Raw genomic sequence first — 23,663 nt, forward strand, 5'->3', positions numbered from 1 at the left:
GTCATCTAAAGCTAACTCCTTTAGATTCAATATATACATAAAATAGTATGGCTTGTCAAAGTTGCGCTACAGGAAAGGATGGACAGCCTAAAGGTTGTAAAAATAACGGAACGTGTGGTACAGATAGTTGCAATAAATTAACGGTTTTTGACTGGTTAGCAAACATGTCTTTGCCTAACGGAGAAGAACCTTTTGATTGGGTAGAAGTACGTTTTAAAAACGGACGTAAACACTACTATAAAAATACCGAAAAATTAACACTTAGTATTGGAGATATTGTTGCTACTCAAGCACAATCTGGTCACGATATCGGTATGGTTACCCTTACGGGCGAATTAGTGCGTGTACAAATAAAACGCAAGAAAGTAGATACCAAAAACGATGTCTTAAAAATATACCGTAAAGCATCACAAAAAGATATAGATATCTGGAGCGAAGCAAGAGACCGCGAAGAACCAATGAAGGTTAAAGCACGTCAATTTGCTATAGATTTAAATCTTAAAATGAAAATCTCTGATATCGAATTTCAAGGTGATGCAAGCAAAGCAACCTTTTATTATACTGCTGAAGAACGTGTAGATTTTAGAGAGCTAATTAAAGTATACGCTAAAGAGTTTAGAATAAGAATAGAGATGAAACAAGTTGGCTTTCGTCAAGAAGCGTCAAGACTTGGTGGTATTGGTTCTTGTGGTCGTGAGCTTTGCTGTTCTACCTGGTTAACAGACTTTAGATCGGTAAGTACAAGTGCAGCTCGTTACCAACAATTATCGCTTAATCCGTTAAAATTAGCAGGTCAATGTGGTAAGTTAAAATGTTGTTTAAATTACGAGCTTGATGCGTATTTAGATGCTTTAAAATCGTTTCCTAAAACAGATACAAAACTATATACCGAAAAAGGTACTGCAGTATGCCAAAAAACAGACATTTTTAAAGGACATATGTGGTACGCTTATGAAGGCGAATGGATGAATTGGCACTTAATTACCACAGAACAAGCCAACGAAATTATAGAAATTAATAAACAAAAAAAGAAAGTTGCTAGTTTAGAAGAATACGCTGCAGACTTAACTGTAGATACTAAAACCGAGTTTGAAAACGTTGTTGGTCAAGATAGTTTAACACGCTTTGATAAACCAAAACACAATAAGAAACGTAAAACTAATAAAAACCGAAAGCGTAATAGACCAAATAAAGTCGAAGCTAAAAGTAATACAAACACTAATAGCAAATCAAACAATCAAAAAAGAAGACCTAAAAAACGTCGACCAAACAAAAACAAACCAAACAACAATAATGAAAACAAATAATATAATTGTTTTATTACTATTTGTTTTAGCAATGTCTTGCGACTCTAAAGCTGTTTATGACGAGTATAAAAGTGTGTCTACAGCTTGGAATAAAGAAGATGTAGTAAGTTTTAAAATAAATCCACCAGATTCTATAAAACCTTACAACCTGTTTGTTAATTTAAGAAACACCAATGCTTATAAATTCAGTAATTTATATTTAATTGTTGAGATGAAATTTCCTCACGGAAAAGCAATAACAGACACTTTACAATATGCAATGACAAAACCAAATGGAGAATGGCTTGGTGAAGGATTATCTTCTGTAAAAGAAAATAAGTTGTGGTATAAAGAAGGTGTAATTTTTAAAGAAAAAGGAGAATATAAAGTAAACATACAGCACGCAATGCGCCAAAATGGAAATGTAAATGGCGTAGTAAATTTAGAAGGTATTACAGACGTAGGTTTTAGGATAGAAAAAACAGAATAAATTGGCATAGATGGCAAAAACTAAAAAACAAGAAACTACAGGTTTCGAAAAATACATCAGATGGTTTTGGATGCTTTTTTTAGGAGGCATTCTTTTAATCGTTTTAATATTCTTTTTAGCATCTGTTGGTGCTTTTGGTGAAATGCCAGACCATACACAATTAGAAAACCCAGAAACCAATTTAGCTACCGAAATTATTTCTTCAGACGGTAAAACATTAGCTAAATTTTATTTAAACGATAATCGTACACCTGTACGTTACGAAGACTTACCTCAAAACTTAATAGATGCTTTAGTCGCTACAGAAGATGCTAGATATTATGACCATTCTGGTATTGATGCAAGAGGTTTATTACGTGCAGTCTTAAAACCAGGAAGTGGAGGAGCAAGTACCATTTCTCAACAGTTAGCTAAACAGTTATTTCATGGTGAAGGATCAAAAAATATTGCAGAGCGTTTAATACAAAAAATTAAAGAGTGGATCATTGCAGTTCGTTTAGAACGTCAGTATACAAAAGAAGAAATCATTGCTCAGTATTTTAATATCTATGATTTTGGTAACAATGCAGACGGTATTAGATCTGCAGCAAGAATTTACTTTGGTAAAGAGCCAAAAGAGCTAACAGTAAAAGAATCTGCCATGTTGGTAGGTATGTTTAAAAATTCATCGTTATACAACCCAAGACGTAATCCAGTAGGTGTTAAAAATAGACGTAATGTTGTTCTTGCACAAATGACTAAATATGGTGTTTTAGATCAAAAAATTAAAGATTCACTTCAAAAAACAGAGTTGGATTTAAATTTTAATCCAGAATCTCATAACGATGGTACAGCTACCTATTTTAGAGAATACCTTAGAGCATTTTTAAAAGACTGGGCAAACGATAAGAAAAATTATAAAGCAGACGGATCTAAATATAATATATATCAAGATGGATTAAAAGTGTATACAACTATAGATTCGCGTATGCAGAAATATGCAGAAGACGCAGTTGTAAAACACATGAAAAAATTACAAGCAGAATTTTTTCATCAAAATACTCCAGATCGCAATCCAACAGCACCATTTTTAGATCTAGATAAAGATGAAATAGAAAGTCTTATGCAGCGTTCTATGCGTCAATCAGAACGTTGGAGACACATGAAGTACGATTTGAAGAAATCTGAAAAAGAAATTATAGCATCTTTTAATAAGCCAACAGAAATGACCATTTTCTCTTGGGAAAGAGGAGAAATAGATACCATTATGAAACCAATGGATTCTATGCGTTACTACAAACACTTTTTACAACCAGGTTTAATGAGTATGGATCCACAAACCGGACATGTTAAAGCTTGGGTTGGTGGTATGAATTATAAACACTTTAAATACGATCACGTAAAACAAGGTAAGCGCCAAGTAGGGTCTACATTTAAGCCATTTGTTTATGCAACAGCAATTAATCAATTGCACATGTCGCCATGTGATAAATTACCTAAAGCACCATACACTATTGAGGCTGGTAAATTTGGAAACCAAAAGGCTTGGGCACCAAAAAACTCAAATGGAGATTATAGTGGAGAAATGACCTTAAAGGCAGCATTAGCCAACTCGGTTAACACCATTACAGCTAGGTTAATGGATAAAGTAGGTCCAGAACCAGTATCTAAATTAGCAAGAGATTTGGGTGTAGAATCAGAAATACCAGCAGTACCATCTATAGCATTAGGAACACCAGATATTAGTTTATATGAAATGGTAGGCGCATATTCTGCATTTGCAAATCAAGGAGTTTACACAAAACCAGTAATGGTTACTACTATTGTAGATAAAAACGATACTGTTTTATACCAATTTGTACCAGAAACTAGAGATGTTTTAAGTGAAGAAGCTGCCTATGTTACAGTTAAACTTATGGAAGGAGTAACCACAGAAGGATCAGGAGCTAGATTACGTCGTACTTGGATGCCAAATAGTGGTGTTTATAAAGAAATTATAACAGGTTATCCATATGGATTTACAAACCCAATAGCTGGTAAAACAGGAACAACACAAAACCAATCAGACGGTTGGTTTATGGGTATGGTACCAAATCTAGTAACTGGCGTTTGGGTTGGTGCAGAAGATAGAGCAGCTCACTTTAAATCGATTACATACGGTCAAGGTGCATCTATGGCGTTACCAATTTGGGGTATGTACATGAAAAGTTGTTATGAAGATAAAGAATTAGATGTATCAAAAGATCAATTTGAAAAACCTAAAGACCTTTCTATTATTGTAGATTGCGATAAGTATGAGGAAGGAAATAATTCAAATTCAGGCGATTTAGATATGCCAGAAGAAGATGTTCCTGATGAATTAGAATTCTAAAATATTTCAACGATAAATTTTAAAAGCCATTCTTTTCAGAATGGTTTTTTTTATTCTTAAATTTAAACCACTAAAAAACTAAATGATGATAAAAAAAACCGTTAATACAGTTCAGGAAGCTTTAGATGGTGTCGAAGATAACATGACTTTTATGTTAGGTGGTTTTGGGTTAAGCGGAATTCCTGAAAATGCAATAGCAGAATTAGTAAAACGAAACGTAAAAAACGTAACATGTATTTCTAATAATGCAGGAGTAGACGATTTTGGCTTAGGGCTATTACTTCAAAAAAAGCAAATTAAAAAAATGGTATCTTCTTACGTAGGAGAAAACGACGAATTTGAAAGACAAATGTTGTCTGGAGAATTAGACGTAGAACTTATTCCACAAGGGACATTAGCCGAAAGATGCCGAGCAGCTCAAGCTGGTTTTCCTGCTATTTATACACCAGCAGGTTATGGTACCGAAGTTGCAGAAGGTAAAGAAACCAGAGAATTTGATGGTAAAATGTATGTCTTAGAACATGCCTTTAAAGCAGACTTTGCTTTTATAAAAGCTTGGAAAGGTGACGAAGCAGGAAACCTAATATTTAAAGGGACAGCACGTAATTTTAATCCAGTAATGTGTGGCGCAGCAAAAATTACCGTAGCTGAGGTAGAAGAATTAGTACCGGCAGGAGAATTAGATCCTAATCAAATACATATACCAGGTATTTTTGTGCAACGTATCTTTAAAGGAGAAACTTTTGAAAAGCGTATAGAGCAACGTACAGTAAGACCAAAAAGTTAAATAGGAGTCTAAAGTTAAAAAGTATTTAAAGTGTCTAAAGTTATCTTAATCAATTAACAGAAAGTCCTTTATATTCTAAATATTAATTTTGTGCCTAACTTTAAGTATTTAAGGCACTTATAACTTACAACTAAAAATGTTAGATAAAAACGGAATAGCAAAACGCATTGCAAAAGAAGTTAAAGATGGTTATTACGTTAACCTTGGTATTGGTATACCAACTTTAGTGGCTAATTTTGTAAGAGACGATATTGAGGTAGAATTTCAAAGTGAAAACGGAGTGCTTGGTATGGGACCATTTCCTTTTGAAGGTGAAGAAGATGCAGATATAATCAATGCAGGAAAACAAACCATAACAACCTTACCAGGAGCTAGTTTTTTTGATAGCGCCATGAGTTTTTCTATGATTCGTGGTCAACACGTACACTTAACCATTTTAGGCGCAATGGAAGTGGCGGAAAATGGAGATATTGCAAACTGGAAAATACCAGGAAAAATGGTAAAAGGTATGGGAGGAGCAATGGATCTTGTAGCTAGTGCAGAAAATATTATTGTTGCTATGATGCATACCAATAGAGCAGGAGAGTCTAAACTTCTTAAAAAATGCTCTTTACCATTAACAGGTGTTGGTTGCGTTAAAAAAATAGTAACTAATATGGCTGTTTTAGAAGTAACAGACCAAGGGTTTAAACTATTAGAACGTGCTCCAGGAGTTTCAGTTGAAGATATTAAAAATGCTACAGAAGGCACATTAATAATTAATGGCGATATACCAGAAATGGATATTTAGATAATATTTTTTTGTAAGAAAAATAACACGAATATTTATAAAATTTCGATGAAATGTTAAAAAATAATGCATTTCATCGAAATTTTATGTTTTTAAACCGATTTAATTAAAATAAATCTCATATTAGCAATCCCAAATTATACCAAATAGATATCCCGAATCTACCATAAACTTTTGCTTATGTATTACGCTTCAAACCTACCTGAACAACCTACAAATTATAAGCAAAGTTTATGTTGGTTTAAAAAATACATTTAGATTAACTAAAAATCTTTTAGTACTTACCAAAAAACTATTTATGCTATAATCCTTTAGGGATAGCTTCTATTAATTTTTTTGTGTACTCTTTCTTAGGAGATTCATAAATGGCATCTGCATCATCTAGTTCTTCCATTTTACCCTTATTCATAACTAATAATTGATCACTCATGTATTTAACAACTGCTAAATCATGAGAAATAAAAATATAGGTAAAGCCAAAGTTTTCTTTTATTTCATTAAGAAGATTTAAAACTTGTGCTTGTACAGAAATATCTAATGCAGAAACAGACTCGTCACAAACAATTAGTTTTGGTTGAAGCGCAACTGTACGTGCTATACCAATACGCTGGCGTTGTCCGCCAGAAAACTCATGTGGATAACGGTTAAAAGCACTTTTATCTAAGCCAACACGATTTAAGATGTCAATTGCTTTTTCCGTTCTTTTAGATTTTGAGTTGTAAAGCTTATGTACTTGCATAGGTTCCATAATTGCTTGTCCAACGGTTAAACGCGGATTTAAAGAAGCAAATGGATCTTGAAAAATAATTTGAATGTCTTTACGTAATGCTTTTTCTTCAGCTTTATTAAGAATTGTAATATCCTTTCCTTTATAAAAAATGTGACCTGATGTTGGTCTGTTAAGCAATAAAATAGCGTTTCCTAAGGTAGATTTACCGCAACCAGATTCGCCTACCAAACCTAAAGTTTCACCTTTATATAATTTAAAACTAACGTTGTTAACTGCTTTGAAACTTTCTGGTTTAGAGAAAAGACCTGATTTAGAAATGTACTCTTTTTCTAAATTAACGACTTCAAGAATAGGAGCTTTACTGTAAATTTCCTTGTGTGTTTTGGCTCTTAATTCGGCAGTAATAGTTTCTTTAGAAACTGTCTTTTGCATCACATCTTTTATGGTTGGTAGACGTTTAAGCCTTTCTTTTAAAGACGGTCTAGCTTTAATAAGTGCTTTGGTGTATTCGTTTTCTGGATGTTTAAAAATAAGATCGGTTTTGTTTTGTTCTACAATTTTACCTTGATACATCACTAACACACGTTGCGCAATTTCAGAGATTAAAGACAAATCATGAGTAATAAATAAAATGCTCATTTTTGTTTCCTGTTGAAGTTCTTTCAACAATAAAATAATATCCTTTTGTACGGTAACATCTAGTGCGGTTGTTGGCTCGTCTGCAATCAATAATTTTGGTTTACAGGCAATAGCCATAGCAATCATGACACGCTGTTTTTGTCCGCCAGAAATTTCATGAGGATAGGCTGAGTAAGCACGATTAGGATCTGGTAATTTTACCTTTTCAAAAAGTGAAATCACTTCTGCTTTAACTTCTTTTTTGCTTAATGATGTGTGTTTAAATAAAATTTCTTCTACTTGTTTACCGCAACGCATGGAAGGATTTAAAGAACTCATAGGTTCTTGAAAAATCATAGCAATCTCATTACCTCTTATATTTTGAAATTGTTTGTCGTTAAGTGTTGTTAATTCGGTAGTATTAAAAATGATGTCTCCAGAAGTAATTTGACTTATTTTTTTTGGTAATAATCCCATTATTGCTAGTGATGAAACGGATTTTCCTGAACCAGATTCGCCAACGACACCAACAATTTCATTTTCAAATATGTTGTATGAAATATTTTTAATAATTGGTTTTAATCCATTTTCAGATTTAAAACCAATAGAAAGGTTTTTTATTTGAAGTAATTTTTCGCTCATTTTAGGTAAAAGTAATCAAATTCTTTCAATGCGATACGGTTAAAACCGTAGGTAAAGTCTTATAAAAACTTTTTAAGTGTTTTTTATCGAATATTTTAAATATTTCTTATTTAATTAATTGTTTTATTGATACATTCAGAAAATATTTCACAAATTATTAACTAATTTATTAATCATTACACATGAAAAACAAAATTACTTTAACAATTTTAGGCTTGTTTTTTGTAGTTTTTGCGTTTGCACAACAACGTCATTGTGCAACTATGGAAAACTTAGAACACAGAAAACAGTTAGATCCTAAACTTGAGCAAAGAATGGCTCAAATTGAGGCGTTTACTAAAACCAAAGTTCAGCAAATGCAAAGTAACACCAATAGGGTAGATGGTAGTATAATTACTATACCTGTTGTAGTACATGTTTTGTATCGAAATTCTACTGAAAATATTAGTGTAGCTCAGATACAATCTCAATTAGACGTGTTAAATGAAGATTTTAGAAGAACAAATCCAGATGCAGATAACACTTGGTCGCAAGCTGCAGATACCGAGATTCAATTCTGTCTAGTAACTGTAGATCCTAACGGAAATGCGACAACTGGTATTACCAGAAAACAAGTAACTAGACAAGATTGGGGAACAAGTGATGATATGAAAAGATCATCTACTGGTGGTGTAGATCCTTGGAATACTAGTGAATATCTTAATATGTGGATTGTTCCAAGAATGACAAGTGGAGGAAGTACAATATTAGGATACGCACAATTTCCAGGTGGTAATGCTGCAACAGATGGTGTTGTAATGGCATATAATTATTTTGGTCGTGTAGGTAGTGTTTCTGCTCCTTTTGATGGTGGTAGAACTACAACTCATGAGGTTGGTCATTACTTAAATTTAAGACACATTTGGGGAGATTCCAATTGTGGTAATGATTTTGTAAGTGACACACCAACGCACCAAACCGCTAATTATGGTTGTACAACTGGACAAACGTCTTGTGGATCTACAGATATGCCACAAAATTATATGGATTACTCAGACGATTCTTGTATGAACCTATTTACACAAGGTCAAAAAAACCGTATGCGTGCTGTTTTAGAAGCTGGCGGAGTAAGAAGAAGTCTTGCTTTATCAGACAAATGTGGTGCAGTGCCACAACCAACATGCAACGATGGTGTACAAAATGGAGATGAAACTGGTGTAGACTGTGGCGGATCTTGCGCACCTTGTCAAACAGGTCCACAATATTGTGCTTCTCAAGGAAATAATGTTAATGACGAATATATTTCTAGAGTACAATTAGCAAGTATTGATAATGCTTCTGGTGCACAAATGTATTCAGATTTTACAAGTGTATCTACTGACTTATCTAAAGGTTCTGGTTATACAGTAACAGTTACACCAATTTGGACAGGAACAACTTATTCAGAAGAATATTCTGTATGGATCGATTATAACCAAGATGGAGATTTTACAGATTCTGGTGAGCAAGTTTGGACAAATGCAGCAACACAAAACTCGCCAGTTAGTGGAAGTTTTACTGTACCAGCTTCTGCAACAAACGGAGCAACTAGAATGAGAGTTTCTATGAAATATAACGGTATACCAACGTCTTGTGAGGCATTCTCTTATGGTGAAGTTGAAGATTATACGGTTAATATTATAACAGGAACACCAGATATAACGCCACCAGTAATTACATTAACTGGAGCATCTACAATTAATTTAGAAGTTGGAGACACTTATACTGAATTAGGTGCAACTGCGACAGATAATGAAGATGGAGATATTTCTTCAAGTATTGTAATAACAGGAACTGTTAATACAAACGCAGCAGGAACATACACAAGATTTTACAATGTTAGTGATTCAGCAGGAAACGCTGCTACACAAGTAACAAGAACAGTAATTGTTACACAACCAACAACAGGATCTTGTACTGGCGGTATTAGTGCTTTCCCTTATTCTGAAAGCTTTGAAAATACTTTAGGGGCTTGGACGCAATCAACGTCAGATGATTTTAACTGGACTGTTGATGCCAACGGAACGCCTTCTAGTAATACAGGACCATCTAGCGCAAGTGCTGGTACGTATTATGTGTACATGGAATCTTCTTCACCTAATTACTCGACAAAAAGAGCGATTTTAAACTCGCCTTGTTTTGATTTAAGTGCAGAATCTCAAGCAACTTTTAGTTTTGATTATCATATGTACGGCGCAACTTCTATGGGAAGTTTAGCGTTACAAGCAAGTGATAATAACGGAGCAACTTGGACTAACGTTTGGAGTCAATCAGGTAACCAAGGTAATTCTTGGCAAACTGCTACTGTAGATTTAAGTGCTTATGTTGGTGGTACTGTTCAATTGCGTTTTAATGGTGTAACTGGTACAACTTGGCAAGGCGATATGGCGGTAGATGCTATTAACCTATCTACTTCTGGTGGCGGTAATGCAGGTTGTTCTAATGTAACATTATCAATTACTTTTGATAACTATCCAGAAGAAACCGCTTGGACATTAACCAACAATTCAGGTCAAACAGTTGCGTCTGGCGGTACTTACGGTTCGCAAGCAGATGGATCTACTTTAAATATTCCTGTTGGATGTTTAGAAGATGGTTGTTATAACTTTACAATTACAGATGCTTACGGAGATGGTATTTGTTGTTCATACGGAAATGGATCGTACACATTAACAAACACAGATACGGGTGCTGTTTTAGCTTCTGGTGGATCGTTTACAAGTAACGAAACGACTAATTTCTGTTTAACAAATAACGTTAAAACATTTACTAGTATAGTAACTACAAAGGATGATTTTGATAAGCAGTTTAAACTATACCCAAACCCTGTTAAGCAAATACTTAATGTAGATTTAGTTGGTTTTGAAGCGCAAAGTTTTGAAATTAAAAATATGCTTGGACAAACAGTACTAAAAGGTACTTATAAGTCTAGTATAGACGTTTCTGAGTTTAATAGTGGAGTTTATATTTTACAATTGAATATTGGCGAAAAAACCAAAGTCAAACGATTTATAAAAGAATAATCCCTTAACTAACCATTTAACCATTAAACTTGAAAATCCAGAGTGAAAACTCTGGATTTTTTATTTTCAGTTACCTCAAATGTGGTTTAGAATTAAAAAGAGTTAGGTCTCGACTGCGCTCGACCTGACAACGTGCTCGACCTGACACTTTAATTTTGAAAGATTTTAAACATGAAGTATTTCGTTTTCTTCTAATAAATTATCGCCTCTTAAACGCAATAACACTTGTGCTACAGCAATAGTATCTTTTTCGCAATAGGTAATTATTCTGTCAATATTGTTTTCTTCATAATACACTCTGCATACTTCACTACCATCTATATCATCTTTTGGAGAAGGTATACCTAAAACATTAGTCAATAATTTAAGAGAAGTAAAGGTTTTATAGTCGCCAAACTTCCATAATTCTAAAGTGTCTAGATGAGGTACTTCCCAAGGTTTTTTACCAAAAAGATTTAGTTTATATGGTAACTCTATATTATTTATAATCATACGTCTTGCAATGTACGGGAAGTCAAATTCCTTTCCATTATGCGCACAAAGTAAATGTTTTGCGTGACTAAAATGCGTCGTAAGCAGGTTTTTAAAATCCTGTAACAATTGTTGTTCTTCACCAAAAAAAGAAGTTGTTCTAAACACTCTTGTATCACCATGAATTTTAAAATAACCAACCGAAATACATATAATTTTACCAAACTCTGCCCAAATACCTGCACGTTCATAAAATTCTTCTGCGGTAAAATCGTCTTTACGTTGGTATTGCGATTTGTGTTCCCAAAGTGCTTGTTTAGTAGGGTCTAAATCAGAAAAATTCTGCGTTTCTGGAACGGTTTCAATATCTAAAAATAATATGTGTTCTAGGTTTAGTTTGCTAATCATTACTAAGATTATTAATTAGTTTTCATCTAGCATTTTATAAGCTTCTTCTATATATGTTGAAATATCTGGTGTAAAAGTAGCTACAGCATCACCAGGTCCTTTACTGTGTCCAAGTCTAACAATAATTACGTTGTCTTCTGGCTCTACAATTACATATTGTCCTAAATGACCACGCATCATAAAAAAGGATTTGTCTCCTACCTTTTTTAACCACCAACCGTAACCGTATTCTGGACTTTCTTTAAATCTAGGTGTTACCGATTTTGCAATAAATGCAGAATCCAAGACTTGTTGCCCGTTCCATTTCCCGTGATCTTTGTATAGTTTTCCTAAACGTGCAAAATCTTTAGCATTACTTGCAATACAGCAATAGGCTTTTACCAAATCGTGTGCTTCGCTGTCTAATTGCCAAAGGGTTTGGTTTTCGCTACCTAAAGGTTTCCAAAAGCTTTCTTCTAAATAGTTGTACAGTTTTTTACCTGTTGCTTTTTCTATAACCATAGCTAGCATTTGAGTGTCGCCACTTGCGTATTTAAAGGCTTGTCCTGGTTGATTAACAACCTTTAAACCATTAATTACTTTTGCTAGATCGTCATCAAAATAAGCACGCGTAGTGATGGATAAAGGCGAGTAGTAAGCTTCATCCCAATTGGTTCCAGAACTCATTGAAGATAAATCTCCAACCGTCATTTGCGCTGCTTTACCATCGCAAAAAGCTGGTAAAAAATCACAAACTGGTTGATCTAGACTTTTTATATGACCTTCCATAATAGCTTTACCTAACATAGCAGACACATAGCTTTTTGCCATAGAGAATGAGTTTGATTTTGAGTTTTCATCATAGCCATCATAGTATTTTTCAAACCAAATGCTGTCATTTTTTATAATAACATAAGCTATAGTTTGATTTTGTTTGTTTATTTCCTCAAGCTTTTTGGTGGGATTAACTGTATTATAGTCTATATGATTATTCCATGGTTGAGGTTGGCTAATATCTATTATTGCATTATCAAAACGCTTATAATCATCTAAAAATGCAGTAGTATAACCACGTAGATAGATGGTACGTACTGCTTTTATTAAATAGTCTGTATCGGTAATGTAAAGGGTTGCAATTATTAGTGCAAAAAGTATGATTATTACTTTTAAAGTTTTTTTTAAGATTCTCATTTTAGAAAGTTAGTTTAGATAAATTAAATATAAATAAATTCTAGTTAGTTTTTTTCTTTGCGTTTCTAGACGCAATTTTTTCTTTGTAGAAAGTCTTAGTAGCGATGTAAAGAGTTTTATCAAATTCGGCAATCGTTTCTCCTTTATCATTCACTAATTGCATGGTTTTTATAATGTCTATTTGAGGTGTTTGTTGTAGTTGTGATTTTAAATCAAGGATTTCGTTTTTATCAAAAATAAATTCGCCATAAATAGTCCCTTTTCCCGGTCGTTTATATCGTGCAGTAACAGCTTTATCCCAAACAACGTAATCGTTACCAAGTATTTGAATTAGTTGAATCATATAAATTGGATCTGTTGCTGCAAGCATGCTTCCTCCAAATATAGAACCAGCATAATTTCGGTTTTTCCAATTTAAAGACATTTTGATTTTTACGTAATGTAAATTATCACTTACAGAAATTATTTTTGCTGTAGTACGTCTATACATTGGCGACCAATTAAAGCCATATTTGTAAATGGTTGAAGGTTTTAAAAAACGGGTTAAAAACTGTGTCGCTGTTTTATACATTAAATAAAGTTTGTTGTTTGTAAGGACTTTCGTGCTCTAACAACCATTGTTTGCGGTGCAATCCACCAGCATAACCTGTTAAACTTCCATCACTGCCAATAACGCGATGACATGGAATAACAATCCATAGCGGATTTTTACCATTGGCGTTAGCAACAGCTCTAATAGCTTTTACATCGCCTAATTGTTGTGATAATTTAAGGTAAGTTGTTGTTGTACCGTAAGGTATAGTTTGCAAAGCGTCCCAAACTTTTTGCTGAAAATCTGTGCCTTGCGGATTTAATTTTAAACTGAAGGTTTGTCGTTTACCCTCAAAATACTCGTTAAGTTGATAAACACAGTCTTGTAAGACTTCTGGAATGATATCGGTTAGTTTTTCTTTAGATTCCCACTTTCGTGGGAATGACAAACTATCGGTTTCGCCTTCATTAGTTTCGGCGAGTTCATTATTATTTAATACCGAAATAGACATTATGCCATCTACATCACCTTCGATTTTAGTGACTCCTAAAGGCGAATTGATGTAGCAGCTTTCCATTAATTTTCGTTTTCTATAATACCTAGTTTTTTAGCACGTGCTTCCCAACTTTTTCTTGCTAAATGTTGAAGATCTGAAACGTTATCACTTTCGTCCATAATTTCTAGTCCTAAAAGCGTTTCTATAACGTCCTCCATAGTTACTAAACCACTAACACTTCCGTATTCGTCAACTACTAACGCCATATGGTTTCTGGTTTCTACTAGTTTTTCAAAAAGGGTTGGTATTGGTAAATTTCTTTGAACAATTATAATATCTCTTCTTAAATCTGCTAGCTTTTTTGTGCCATTACCTAAAGCCATTTCTTTAAAGATTTCGTCTTTTAAAACTAATCCTTTAATGTTATCTTCTGCATCGGTATAAATAGGAATTCTTGAAAAACGAAGGTTTAGGTTTTTCTTAAAAAAGTCTTCTACAGATGTGGTATCACTTTCAGTTTTTATAACTGTTCTAGGCGTCATAACATCTTTAGCCATTACATCTTTAAAGGTTAAAAGATTTTTTATGATTTTACTTTCGTTTTCTTGAAATACACCTTCTTCGTGAGCCATATCTGTCATCGCATGAAAATCTTCACGACTTAGTACGCTACCATGATGACCTTTACCGCCAATTAACTTTGTTGTAAGTTGTAAAATCCATAAAATACCTGTCCATTTTAGCGGAAATATTAAAATATGAAGTGCTTTTGTAGTAAAGTTAGCTAACTTTTTCCAATACGTTGCGCCTATGGTTTTTGGGATAATCTCTGATGCAACTAATATTAAAACCGTCATAATAGAAGAAACAACACCAACCATTAAATCTTCTGTGAAACTTACACCTAAAATAGTTTTTGCTTCAGTACCATAAAGTTCTGCATAGGCTGCTTTTGCTTGTACACCAACTAATATTGCTCCAACTGTATGTGCAATAGTGTTAAGTGTTAAAATAGCTATTAATGGACGATCTACGTCTTTTTTTAATGATTCTAAATCTTCAGCATAATGTTTACCTTCTTGTTTTTTTACATTAATAAATGTTGGCGTAATACTAAGTAAAACAGCTTCTAAAATAGAGCATAAAAACGAAAAGAAAATAGATATAAAAGCGTAAAATAGGAGTAATCCCATAGGTTGTTTTTGGTTTTAGTTTATGCTAAGTTACGATAATAATTTTACAACATCTTTAGCAAAGTAACTAGCAATGATGTCTGCACCAGCACGTTTTATAGCAGTAACTTGTTCTAGCATTACTGCATCGTGATCTAGCCAACCTTTTTCGGCAGCAGCTTTAAGCATGGCATACTCACCAGAGACTTGATAAACTGCTACAGGAACATCGACTTCGTTTTTAATTTCTCTTACAATATCTAAGTAGCATAACCCTGGTTTTACCATAACAATATCTGCACCTTCGTCTATATCCATTTCGGTTTCTCTTATGGCTTCAAAACGGTTAGCATAATCCATTTGGTAGGTTTTTTTGTCTTTTGGAACATCAACCATGTCTACTGGAGCAGAGTCTAACGCATCACGAAATGGTCCATAAAATGCAGATGCATATTTAGCAGAATAACTCATAATACCTGTGTTGATAAAACCTTCGTCTTCCAAAGCTTCACGAATGGTTAAAATACGTCCGTCCATCATATCGCTTGGTGCTACAAAATCGGCACCAGCTTCTGCATGAGATACGCTCATTTCTGCTAAAACTTCAGCAGTATCATCATTAATAATTTGTCCGTTGTCTACAATACCATCATGACCGTAAGACGAAAATGGATCTAAAGCCACATCTGTCATCACTAACATGTCTGGACAGGCATTTTTTACTGTTTTGATAGCCCGTTGCATTAATCCGTCTGGATTTAAGGCTTCTGACCCTTTATTATCTTTTAAGTTATCAGGTACTTTTACAAATAGTAATACCGATTTTAAGCCTAATTTCCATAGTTCTTTGACTTCATTTTCTAATAAATCTAAACTGTAGCGATAATAGTTTGGCATAGATGCAATTTCTTCTTTTACGCCTTTACCTTCTACCACAAAAAGTGGTACTAAAAAATCGTTTGGAGATATGATGGTTTCTCTAACCAAGCTTCTTATTGCTTCGTTAGTTCTTAGTCTTCTATTTCTTTTTAAAGGATACATGTAATTTTGTTTTTTAAGTATTTAACTTAAGTGATTTATTTTGCAAAACCTAGATAATACCAACGGTTATTATCTTTTACAAATTTAGAATTTTCATGGATAACATCTGGTTTTCCGTTTTCAAAAAAGAAAGCATTAAATTTAACGGTATCTTCAGTAGTTTCTAATACTTCTAATTTTATCCATTGAACAGATTTTGCCCATTTTACGATATTTTTCTTGTCTTTTGTAGGTCTTGTACTTTTATGATGTGTTTGCATTAGATAATCGCCATTTGCTAATACAAAAGCAGAATATCTTGATCGCATTAATTGTTCTGCTGTTTCTGTTTTACCTCCATTTTTATGAAAGATTTCGCAGCAATCTTTATAGGATTTTAGTGATCCGCAATAGCAATCCATAAGTTACACCCAGTTTTTAGGGTTTTTTAATAGCTCTAACAATTTAGCTTCGTCACTACCGTCTTCTGGGTTATGGTCGTAAACCCATTGTACATGTGGCGGCAAACTCATTAAAATACTTTCTATACGTCCGTTAGTTTTTAAACCAAATAAAGTGCCTTTATCATGTACTAAATTGAATTCTACATAACGACCACGACGTATTTCTTGCCAATCACGTTGTGCTTTTGTGTATGGTAATTCTTTACGTTTTTCTACTATAGGAAGATAGGCTTCAAGGAAACTATCACCAACTTCGGTTACAAAATTGTACCAATTTTCCATGCTCATCTCTTCGGTTGCTTTGCAATAGTCAAAAAATAATCCGCCAATACCTCGTGCTTCGTTACGATGTGTGTTATAAAAATACTCGTCACAACGTGCTTTGTATTTTGGGTAAAACTCTGGATTGTGTTTATCGCAAGCGGTTTTACACACTTGATGAAAATGTGTTGCGTCTTCTTCAAAAAGGTAATAAGGCGTTAAATCTTGTCCGCCACCAAACCATTGGTCTACAATATTTCCATCTTGGTCATACATTTCAAAATAGCGCCAATTGGCGTGTACCGTTGGCACCATTGGACTTTTTGGGTGAATAACAAGACTTAAACCGCATGCAAAAAAATCGGCATCTTCTACACCAAAATACTTTTGCATACTATCTGGTAATTTACCGTGTACTCCAGAAATATTGACGCCGCCTTTTTCAAACACATTTCCGTTTTGGATCACGCGTGTACGTCCGCCGCCACCTTCTGGTCTAACCCAAATATCTTCTTCAAATTTGGCTTTTCCGTCTATAGCTTCTAAGCCAGCAGTAATTGTGTTTTGTAAGTCTTGTATGTATTGGTAAAATTTATGTTTCATTTTTTAATTTTTATCTGCTTTAATCAGTTGTACCGTTTTTAAAGACGCAGCAGTAACAGACAAAGGTAATACTAGTATGATACCAAAAATAGGGATTAAAAGTAGTAACATAAAAACAATACCATTACCTATTGCAATACCACGATAACGTCTAACAAAACTTATACTTTCGTTATACTTAAAATGTCTTTCTAAGGTGTAATCCATATTACCAAAACCAGCAAAATAGGCTTGTGTTAAAAATAGTAATATACCTGATGTTATGCCAATTATAGGAATAAAACTAATTAGTAATATTGGTATGGTTAGTAATAATTCTCTAGTTAAATTTCTTAGGTTTATTTTGATACCTCTTGATAATTGCTCTGAAAACGACGTGTTACGATGTTGGTGTTGTTGAACGCCTGTTAAATGTGCTTCAATTTTTTCTGAAACTGGACTCATAAATGGTGCAGAAAGTGCCATAATGATATGTCTGTAAAGAATTAAGCCTAAAGCAACGACTACAAAACCACCAATAAAAGAAGAAATGGTTGTAAAGGTTTCTTTTCCCCAATCCCAAAACCAAACTTTAGCGATAAAATTTCCAATATTATCTGATAATCCGTAAGCTGAAACACTAATAATTACTGCTGTTACAAAGCTAATGATGATGGGAATGAAAAAATATTTCCAGAGTTTTAATTTTGAAATTAAGCCGAAAGCACCTGCATAACCTTGTAATCCTTGTAGTATGTGTTTTATCATAACTTTAGTTTAAAAGTTGTGCTTTTACTACGCTCTCCTTGACACGTTAGCGATTGAACGGTTTGTTTGAGCTCCTCGCAGAGAGCGAGTAGTGAAAGCGCGACCTACTTTTTTACATCTATTAGTTGAAATTTATGACTAAATGTTACTAAAAAAGTAGGTAACGCCTTAAAAATTTTAAGCTTTATAGTTTTTTACAGCATCTATAAATGCTTTTGCGTTTTCTAAAGGTATGTCTGGTAAAATACCATGACCTAAATTAACGATGTATTTATCTTTTCCAAACTGGTTAATCATATCTGTCACCATAGTTTTAATTTTTTCTGGTGAAGAATATAATCGTGTTGGATCAAAATTACCTTGTAAAGTAATGTTATTACCAGTTAAATAACGCGCGTTTCTTGGTGAGCACGTCCAATCTACACCTAATGCAGATGCGCCAGATTTTGCCATAACGTCTAACGCAAACCAACAACCTTTACCAAATGCAATTACTGGAGCATCGTCTTTTAAGGCATCTATGATTTGTTGAATGTATTTCCATGAAAACTCTTGATAATCTTCAGGAGAAAGCATTCCGCCCCAAGAATCAAACACTTGTACAGCGTTACAGCCTGCTTTTACTTTTTCTTTTAAGTAAGCAATGGTTGTGTCTGTTATCTTTTGAAGCATTTGATGCGCTGCAACTGGATTTGTAAAACAGAATTTTTTGGCTTTGTCAAAGTTTTTGCTGCCTTGTCCTTGTACACAGTAACATAAAATTGTCCATGGTGAACCTGCAAAACCTATTAACGGAATTTCGTCATTAAGTTTTTCTTTGGTTGCTTTTATGGCTTGGTATACGTAGTCTAATGCTTCTGTAACGTCTGGTACAATTACATTGTCTACATCTTGTTGTGTGCGTATTGGATTTGGTAAATAGGGACCAAAATTAGGTTTCATTTGTACCTCAATATTCATGGCTTGAGGAATTACTAAAATATCACTAAATAAAATAGCTGCATCCATACCGTAACGACGTATAGGTTGTACGGTAATTTCGCTTGCTAATTCTGGTGTTTGACAACGTGTAAAGAAATCGTATTTGGCTTTAATTTCCATAAATTCTGGAAGGTAACGACCTGCTTGACGCATCATCCAAACTGGTGGACGTTCTACAGTTTCTCCTTTTAATGCTCTTAAAAATAAATCGTTTTTCATGTTGGCTTCTGGCTATTTGCTTTTAGCGCTAGGCTTTATATTTTGTATAATTAGTTGTTTTTTATTTTACTAATTAAACTGTTAATCATTCTTGCTTCTTTTTCTAATAAAATTTCTATTTTAGAACTATCGCTTTCTTCTAAAAAGTTTAATTCTCTAGCTATAATTAATTGCGTTTGAACTTCAAATAAAGAACCGATAGCTATTTCTAAAAATCGTTTAAATTCAATTTCACTATTTCTGCTGCAACCTTCTGCAATGTTTGAAGGAATTGAAACTACAGCTCTAGTTATTTGACTTGTCAATCCAAATCTTTCTTCTGAAGGAAAAGAACTACTAAGTTTATAAACTTGTTTAACAAGTTCTATCCCGTTATTCCAAATTTCTAACTTTTTAAAATCTCTCATTTCCCTGCTAAAGGCTAAAAGCTAAGTGCTAATAGCTATTTTATAAAATACTCGTTTACTAATTCTATAACGCTTTCTACAGTTGGTACTTTGGCAACACGTACATCTTTAAAATGTTTGCTTGCTTCTTTTGCTGTAGTTTCGCCAATGCAAAATGCAATACCATTAGCAATGTTTTCTTTTTTATAACTCTGTACTGTTGAAGGACTATAAAACATAACACCTTCTACAGACTCAGGTACTTTTAAACTATCGTATTTTGTTTGATAGGCTTCAATTTCGTTTACCTTAATATTGTTGTTTTCTAAAATGCTAGGTAAGTCGTCTAAGCGTAAGTTGCTACAGAAATAAGTTACTTCTGTACCTTCCATATATTCAACTAAATAATTGGCTAGTTTTTTTGCGTTTTTTTCGCTGTGTTTAACCTTGCCAATTCTTTTTTCTATTAGTTTTTTGGTACGTCTTCCAACGCAATAGATGTTTTTAAATTGAAGCTCGATAGGAGAGAAGCTTGTTAATAAAGCTTCGACAGCATTTTTACTAGTAATAACTACGTTTTCAATTTCGTTTTTTACAAATCTTGGATGAATGCGGTTAAGGCTTATTTTGATAAAGTCACTACTTTCTGGCGTTACTTTTTCATTAAATAAGAAGCGTTGATCTTCTGTAAATGATTTTGTAGAGTAGATGTTAACTTGTTTGTCTTCATCTTTTAACTGGTCCATTAAACGTTTTCCGCCACGTTCAATGATGTATTCTGCAGCCCATTCGGCTAAATCATAATGCTCGCCAACAGGTTTTGTGCGCTTAACTTCAATTTTTTTAGTGCCATCTTTACTTAGTAATACACCATGGAAGTGAATTTCGTCATTTTTTATAAAAGCAGATCCACCTATTGGAGCAGTACAACCACCTTCTAATTTATTTAAAAATGTACGTTCAATAGTTGTACAGATTTCTGTTTCTTCGTGATTAATTTCAGAGATGATGTTTTTAGTTTCTTCGTCTTCATCTAAAACTGCAACCATAATAGCACCTTGTGCTGGTGCCGGTACCATCCATTCTAAATTTACAGAGTTTTCTGGTCTTAAATTTAGACGACCTATTCCTGCTGCTGCAAAAATGGCGCCGTCCCAATTGTTATCTTCAAGCTTTTGTAAACGTGTGTTTACATTTCCTCTTAAATCTACAACGTTATGGGTTGGATAGCGGTTTAACCATTGTGCGCGTCTGCGTAAGCTACCTGTAGCGATGGTTCCTTTTTTTGAAGCTAAAAACTCTTCATTTTTTTTAAACACCAATGTATCACGGATGTTGCCACGTTTTAAAACAGCTCCTTGCACGATGCCTTTTGGTAATATTGTAGGAACATCTTTTAAAGAATGTACAGCAATATCTATATCGTGATTAAGCATTGCAATATCTAATGTTCTGGTAAAAATTCCGGTAATACCAAGCTCGTAAAGTGGTTTGTTTAAAACAATATCTCCTGTAGATTTTAAAGGTACTAATATGGTTTTATGACCTTTTTCTTCTAATAATTTTTGTACTACTTTGGCTTGATAAAGAGCTAGCTCGCTATCGCGAGTTCCTATTCTAATGGTTTTAGACATTGGTTGTGGTGTTTTCTAATTGAAACACTTTTTTTATAAGTTCTAGACTATCGTCTGTTGAGGTTAAATCGTCTTTTAAGTGATGCGCAAAATGGTTAGTAATTTTTTGAATGATGTTATTACTAATTAATTCGGCTTGTTCTTCGTTAAAGTTAGCCATTTTTTTGCGTTGCGTATCTAATTCAGCAGTTTTAAAATCTAATAATTTATCTTTTAAAGCTTTTATTGTGGGTGCAAATTTGCGTGTTGTTAACCACGCGTCAAATTCGGTTTTTATATCTTGAATGATAGACTCTGCAACAGGAATATGTTTTTTTCTACGTTCTAGAGTCTCATCGGTAATTTGTGATAAATCATCTAAATGTACGAGCTTTACATTTTTTAAGTCGGTTACATCTTCGTTGACATTTTTAGGTATAGATAAGTCTAAAATTAATAGCCCTTTTTTAGATTGAATAAGATGTTTATCAACCGTTGGGTTTTGTGCACCTGTAGCTACAATTAAGATATCTGCTTTGTTAATTTCTTCTTGAAGGTTTGCATAATCTTTTACAATAAGATTAAATTTTCCTGCAATAGCTTCGGCTTTATCTTTTGTACGGTTTATTAATGTGATGTGCGAATTTTTAGAGTGTTTTACTAGGTTTTCACACGTGTTACGACCAATTTTTCCGGTTCCGAATAGTAAAATGTTCTTTTCTGAAACATCATCTACATTATTCAAAATATAATGTACAGATGCAAAAGACACACTAGTTGCACCTGTAGAAATATCGGTTTCGGTTTTTATACGCTTGCTAGCTTGTATAACCGAGTTAAGTAAACGCTCTAAAAAAGGGTTTAGTAAATTATATTTTTTTGATTCTGAAGCACTCTTTTTAAGTTGCCCAATAATTTCAAAATCACCTAAAATTTGACTATCTAAACCAGATCCGACCTTAAATAAATGTGAGACTGCATCATTACCTTTATAAATGTAAGCGTATTTTTGAAACTCTTCTACATTACCTTTTGAGTTGTCACAAAGTAATTGAATAAGCTGATATGGATGTTGTGCAAAACCGTAAATTTCGGTTCTGTTACAAGTTGAAGTGACTACTAAACTTTCTATTCCGTTGGCTTTAGCTTGTTGCAATAACGCATTTTTAGAGGTTTCATCTAAACTAAAATGACCTCTAATTTCTGCATCTGCTTTTTTATAACTTAAACCTAAGGCATAAAAATACGTGCCTAAAGACTTTTGATAATGCTCCATGTTTACCTGACTGGGACTTTATTAGGCTACAAATTTATATAGTAAGCTAAATAAAAAATAACGCTAAAGGAACTTTTAATATCGATTAGCGTTTTTTAAGCGTCTTTTTTTTATAACAATGACAAATGTCATACATTAGCAGTGAATACAATGGTTTTAAGCGTTTTTGTTTAGAATCATTCTAAATAAAAGATAAATATGTCACTTTCAATAGCTAAAAAAAATAACGCTAAAGGTTCTTTTAATGAAACCCAAGTTGATGATGAGGTTTTTGTTTTAACTTATCAAAATGAAACCTCTGAAAATCAAGTTATTGAACGTTTTATAGATAGTAGTTTTATACAGTTTCATTTTTGTTTAAAAGGTGAAAGTACTTTTGTTTTTAATAATGGAACTTATCGTTTGGACATTAAGGAAGAATCTTCTTTATTGCTTTACAATCCAGAAAGAGATTTACCGATACATCTAGAGGTAAACCCAAATTGTTGGTTGGTGACGTTATTGATTTCAATAGAAAAATTTCACGGTTTATTTTCTCAAGAAGCAAATTATATCACCTTTTTAAGTGAAGATAATCGTGATAAAAAATATTATAAGGACGGAAAAATTTCGCCATCTATGGCTATTACATTAAATCAAATTGTGAATTATAATTTAAATTCGTCTATCAAAAATCTATACTTTAAGGGAAAAGCTTATGAGCTTTTAAGTCTTTATTTTAATAAAGGTGAAGATGCAGATATAGAGCAATGTCCATTTTTAGTAGACGAAAGCAATGTTGCAAAAATTAAAAAAGCTAAAGATGTTATAATTACAAGGATGTCAGAACCACCAACTTTACAAGAGCTTTCTGACGAAATAGGTTTGCCTTTAAAAAAATTAAAAGAAGGTTTTAAACAAATTTACGGAGATTCTGTATTTAGTTTTTTATTTGATTATAAAATGGAAGTTGCTAGAAAACTATTAGAGTCTGGAGCGCATAATGTGAATGAAGTTGGATTAAGGGTTGGTTATAGTACAGCAAGTCATTTTATAGCTGCTTTTAAGAAAAAGTATGGCATAACACCAAAAAAATATATTTTATCAAAATAAAAGAGGCGCTTTTTAGCG

General features: G+C 33.3%; 21 protein-coding genes. 7 read left to right on the plus strand and 14 right to left on the minus strand.

Features of this window, described 5'->3' with window-relative positions:
• Positions 1–47 precede the first annotated feature (47 nt).
• The 5 genes from WA340_RS05000 to WA340_RS05020 all read left to right on the plus strand — a co-directional run bounded on the left by WA340_RS05000 (position 48) and on the right by WA340_RS05020 (position 5,703).
• The gene (locus tag WA340_RS05000; protein WP_336127638.1) at positions 48–1,307 is read left to right on the plus strand and encodes a PSP1 domain-containing protein; all 1,260 of its coding nucleotides are present in this window, start codon (positions 48–50) and stop codon (positions 1,305–1,307) included.
• Positions 1,294–1,776, plus strand: a complete 483-nt coding sequence (locus tag WA340_RS05005) for a gliding motility lipoprotein GldH (RefSeq protein ID WP_027879222.1) — start codon at positions 1,294–1,296, stop codon at positions 1,774–1,776. The genes WA340_RS05000 and WA340_RS05005 overlap by 14 nt, the downstream gene beginning before the upstream one ends.
• A 10-nt stretch (positions 1,777–1,786) precedes the next feature.
• Positions 1,787–4,126: a penicillin-binding protein 1A gene (locus tag WA340_RS05010; RefSeq protein ID WP_336127640.1), complete on the plus strand. Its 2,340-nt coding sequence runs from the start codon at positions 1,787–1,789 to the stop codon at positions 4,124–4,126.
• Between the two features lie 85 nt (positions 4,127–4,211).
• On the plus strand, positions 4,212–4,913 hold the full coding sequence (locus WA340_RS05015; protein ID WP_336127641.1) for a CoA transferase subunit A: 702 nt from the start codon (positions 4,212–4,214) through the stop codon (positions 4,911–4,913).
• 136 nt (positions 4,914–5,049) lie between these two features.
• Entirely contained in the window at positions 5,050–5,703 is a 654-nt protein-coding gene (locus WA340_RS05020) for a 3-oxoacid CoA-transferase subunit B (RefSeq protein ID WP_106680615.1), read from the plus strand.
• Between the two features lie 301 nt (positions 5,704–6,004).
• Here WA340_RS05020 and WA340_RS05025 read toward each other — a convergent pair whose 3' ends face one another.
• A complete protein-coding gene (locus WA340_RS05025; protein WP_336127642.1) occupies positions 6,005–7,693 on the minus strand; it encodes an ABC transporter ATP-binding protein in 1,689 nt (562 codons plus the stop codon).
• 182 nt (positions 7,694–7,875) lie between these two features.
• On the opposite strand from WA340_RS05025, the gene WA340_RS05030 reads away from it, so the two are divergent.
• Positions 7,876–10,734 (plus strand): GEVED domain-containing protein, encoded by a 2,859-nt coding sequence (locus WA340_RS05030; RefSeq protein WP_336127643.1) that lies wholly within the window; start codon positions 7,876–7,878, stop codon positions 10,732–10,734.
• A gap of 165 nt (positions 10,735–10,899) precedes the next feature.
• Here the strand turns inward: WA340_RS05030 and WA340_RS05035 are convergent, their stop codons facing one another.
• From WA340_RS05035 to hemA, 13 genes are all read right to left on the minus strand, one after another.
• A complete protein-coding gene (locus WA340_RS05035) occupies positions 10,900–11,613 on the minus strand; it encodes a 3'-5' exonuclease (RefSeq protein ID WP_336127645.1) in 714 nt (237 codons plus the stop codon).
• A gap of 15 nt (positions 11,614–11,628) precedes the next feature.
• Positions 11,629–12,783, minus strand: a complete 1,155-nt coding sequence (locus WA340_RS05040; RefSeq protein WP_336127647.1) for a serine hydrolase domain-containing protein — start codon at positions 12,781–12,783, stop codon at positions 11,629–11,631.
• A 40-nt stretch (positions 12,784–12,823) separates the two neighbouring features.
• A complete protein-coding gene (locus tag WA340_RS05045) occupies positions 12,824–13,354 on the minus strand; it encodes a DUF4442 domain-containing protein (protein WP_336127648.1) in 531 nt (176 codons plus the stop codon).
• Positions 13,347–13,892 (minus strand): methylated-DNA--[protein]-cysteine S-methyltransferase, encoded by a 546-nt coding sequence (locus tag WA340_RS05050; protein ID WP_336127649.1) that lies wholly within the window; start codon positions 13,890–13,892, stop codon positions 13,347–13,349. Before WA340_RS05050 ends, WA340_RS05045 begins: the two co-directional genes overlap by 8 nt.
• Positions 13,892–15,004 (minus strand): CNNM domain-containing protein, encoded by a 1,113-nt coding sequence (locus WA340_RS05055; protein ID WP_106680605.1) that lies wholly within the window; start codon positions 15,002–15,004, stop codon positions 13,892–13,894. Before WA340_RS05055 ends, WA340_RS05050 begins: the two co-directional genes overlap by 1 nt.
• Positions 15,005–15,034: 30 nt before the next feature.
• Positions 15,035–16,024, minus strand: coding sequence for a porphobilinogen synthase (gene hemB, locus WA340_RS05060; RefSeq protein WP_336127651.1), 990 nt, complete (start codon positions 16,022–16,024; stop codon positions 15,035–15,037).
• Between the two features lie 35 nt (positions 16,025–16,059).
• The gene (locus WA340_RS05065) at positions 16,060–16,425 is read right to left on the minus strand and encodes a YchJ family protein (protein WP_336127652.1); all 366 of its coding nucleotides are present in this window, start codon (positions 16,423–16,425) and stop codon (positions 16,060–16,062) included.
• A 3-nt stretch (positions 16,426–16,428) separates the two neighbouring features.
• Positions 16,429–17,331: an oxygen-dependent coproporphyrinogen oxidase gene (gene hemF / locus WA340_RS05070; RefSeq protein ID WP_336127654.1), complete on the minus strand. Its 903-nt coding sequence runs from the start codon at positions 17,329–17,331 to the stop codon at positions 16,429–16,431.
• 3 nt (positions 17,332–17,334) lie between these two features.
• A complete protein-coding gene (locus WA340_RS05075; protein ID WP_336127656.1) occupies positions 17,335–18,078 on the minus strand; it encodes an EI24 domain-containing protein in 744 nt (247 codons plus the stop codon).
• Between the two features lie 177 nt (positions 18,079–18,255).
• Positions 18,256–19,278 carry a uroporphyrinogen decarboxylase gene (hemE, locus tag WA340_RS05080; RefSeq protein WP_336127657.1) on the minus strand — a complete coding sequence of 341 codons (1,023 nt, stop codon included), beginning with the start codon at positions 19,276–19,278 and terminating at the stop codon, positions 18,256–18,258.
• 50 nt (positions 19,279–19,328) lie between these two features.
• Complete coding sequence (locus WA340_RS05085; RefSeq protein ID WP_336127658.1) at positions 19,329–19,685, minus strand: four helix bundle protein; 357 nt, start codon at positions 19,683–19,685, stop codon at positions 19,329–19,331.
• A 35-nt stretch (positions 19,686–19,720) separates the two neighbouring features.
• The gene (hemC, locus tag WA340_RS05090) at positions 19,721–21,298 is read right to left on the minus strand and encodes a hydroxymethylbilane synthase (protein WP_336127659.1); all 1,578 of its coding nucleotides are present in this window, start codon (positions 21,296–21,298) and stop codon (positions 19,721–19,723) included.
• Positions 21,291–22,553 carry a glutamyl-tRNA reductase gene (gene hemA / locus WA340_RS05095; protein WP_336127660.1) on the minus strand — a complete coding sequence of 421 codons (1,263 nt, stop codon included), beginning with the start codon at positions 22,551–22,553 and terminating at the stop codon, positions 21,291–21,293. Before hemA ends, hemC begins: the two co-directional genes overlap by 8 nt.
• Positions 22,554–22,751: 198 nt before the next feature.
• On the opposite strand from hemA, the gene WA340_RS05100 reads away from it, so the two are divergent.
• Entirely contained in the window at positions 22,752–23,645 is an 894-nt protein-coding gene (locus WA340_RS05100) for an AraC family transcriptional regulator (RefSeq protein WP_036227039.1), read from the plus strand.
• The last annotated feature ends 18 nt before the right edge of the window (positions 23,646–23,663 follow it).

This window comes from Mesoflavibacter sp. CH_XMU1422-2 (assembly GCF_037029245.1).
In the GTDB taxonomy this organism is placed as follows: Bacteria; Bacteroidota; Bacteroidia; order Flavobacteriales; family Flavobacteriaceae; genus Mesoflavibacter; species Mesoflavibacter zeaxanthinifaciens.

What these genes read in the sequence shown, in the direction of transcription:
- WA340_RS05020 (WP_106680615.1), top strand. Translation starts at nt 5,050, where the DNA reads ATGTTAGATAAAAACGGAATAGCAAAACGCATTGCAAAAGAAGTTAAA.
- WA340_RS05005 (WP_027879222.1), top strand. Translation starts at nt 1,294, where the DNA reads ATGAAAACAAATAATATAATTGTTTTATTACTATTTGTTTTAGCAATG.
- WA340_RS05050 (WP_336127649.1), bottom strand. Translation starts at nt 13,892, where the DNA reads ATGGAAAGCTGCTACATCAATTCGCCTTTAGGAGTCACTAAAATCGAA.
- WA340_RS05040 (WP_336127647.1), bottom strand. Translation starts at nt 12,783, where the DNA reads ATGAGAATCTTAAAAAAAACTTTAAAAGTAATAATCATACTTTTTGCA.
- WA340_RS05100 (WP_036227039.1), top strand. Translation starts at nt 22,752, where the DNA reads ATGTCACTTTCAATAGCTAAAAAAAATAACGCTAAAGGTTCTTTTAAT.
- WA340_RS05075 (WP_336127656.1), bottom strand. Translation starts at nt 18,078, where the DNA reads ATGATAAAACACATACTACAAGGATTACAAGGTTATGCAGGTGCTTTC.
- hemF (WP_336127654.1), bottom strand. Translation starts at nt 17,331, where the DNA reads ATGAAACATAAATTTTACCAATACATACAAGACTTACAAAACACAATT.
- WA340_RS05010 (WP_336127640.1), top strand. Translation starts at nt 1,787, where the DNA reads ATGGCAAAAACTAAAAAACAAGAAACTACAGGTTTCGAAAAATACATC.
- hemA (WP_336127660.1), bottom strand. Translation starts at nt 22,553, where the DNA reads ATGGAGCATTATCAAAAGTCTTTAGGCACGTATTTTTATGCCTTAGGT.
- WA340_RS05030 (WP_336127643.1), top strand. Translation starts at nt 7,876, where the DNA reads ATGAAAAACAAAATTACTTTAACAATTTTAGGCTTGTTTTTTGTAGTT.
- WA340_RS05085 (WP_336127658.1), bottom strand. Translation starts at nt 19,685, where the DNA reads ATGAGAGATTTTAAAAAGTTAGAAATTTGGAATAACGGGATAGAACTT.
- WA340_RS05000 (WP_336127638.1), top strand. Translation starts at nt 48, where the DNA reads ATGGCTTGTCAAAGTTGCGCTACAGGAAAGGATGGACAGCCTAAAGGT.
- WA340_RS05035 (WP_336127645.1), bottom strand. Translation starts at nt 11,613, where the DNA reads ATGATTAGCAAACTAAACCTAGAACACATATTATTTTTAGATATTGAA.
- WA340_RS05065 (WP_336127652.1), bottom strand. Translation starts at nt 16,425, where the DNA reads ATGGATTGCTATTGCGGATCACTAAAATCCTATAAAGATTGCTGCGAA.
- WA340_RS05015 (WP_336127641.1), top strand. Translation starts at nt 4,212, where the DNA reads ATGATAAAAAAAACCGTTAATACAGTTCAGGAAGCTTTAGATGGTGTC.
- hemB (WP_336127651.1), bottom strand. Translation starts at nt 16,024, where the DNA reads ATGTATCCTTTAAAAAGAAATAGAAGACTAAGAACTAACGAAGCAATA.
- hemE (WP_336127657.1), bottom strand. Translation starts at nt 19,278, where the DNA reads ATGAAAAACGATTTATTTTTAAGAGCATTAAAAGGAGAAACTGTAGAA.
- WA340_RS05055 (WP_106680605.1), bottom strand. Translation starts at nt 15,004, where the DNA reads ATGGGATTACTCCTATTTTACGCTTTTATATCTATTTTCTTTTCGTTT.
- WA340_RS05025 (WP_336127642.1), bottom strand. Translation starts at nt 7,693, where the DNA reads ATGAGCGAAAAATTACTTCAAATAAAAAACCTTTCTATTGGTTTTAAA.
- hemC (WP_336127659.1), bottom strand. Translation starts at nt 21,298, where the DNA reads ATGTCTAAAACCATTAGAATAGGAACTCGCGATAGCGAGCTAGCTCTT.
- WA340_RS05045 (WP_336127648.1), bottom strand. Translation starts at nt 13,354, where the DNA reads ATGTATAAAACAGCGACACAGTTTTTAACCCGTTTTTTAAAACCTTCA.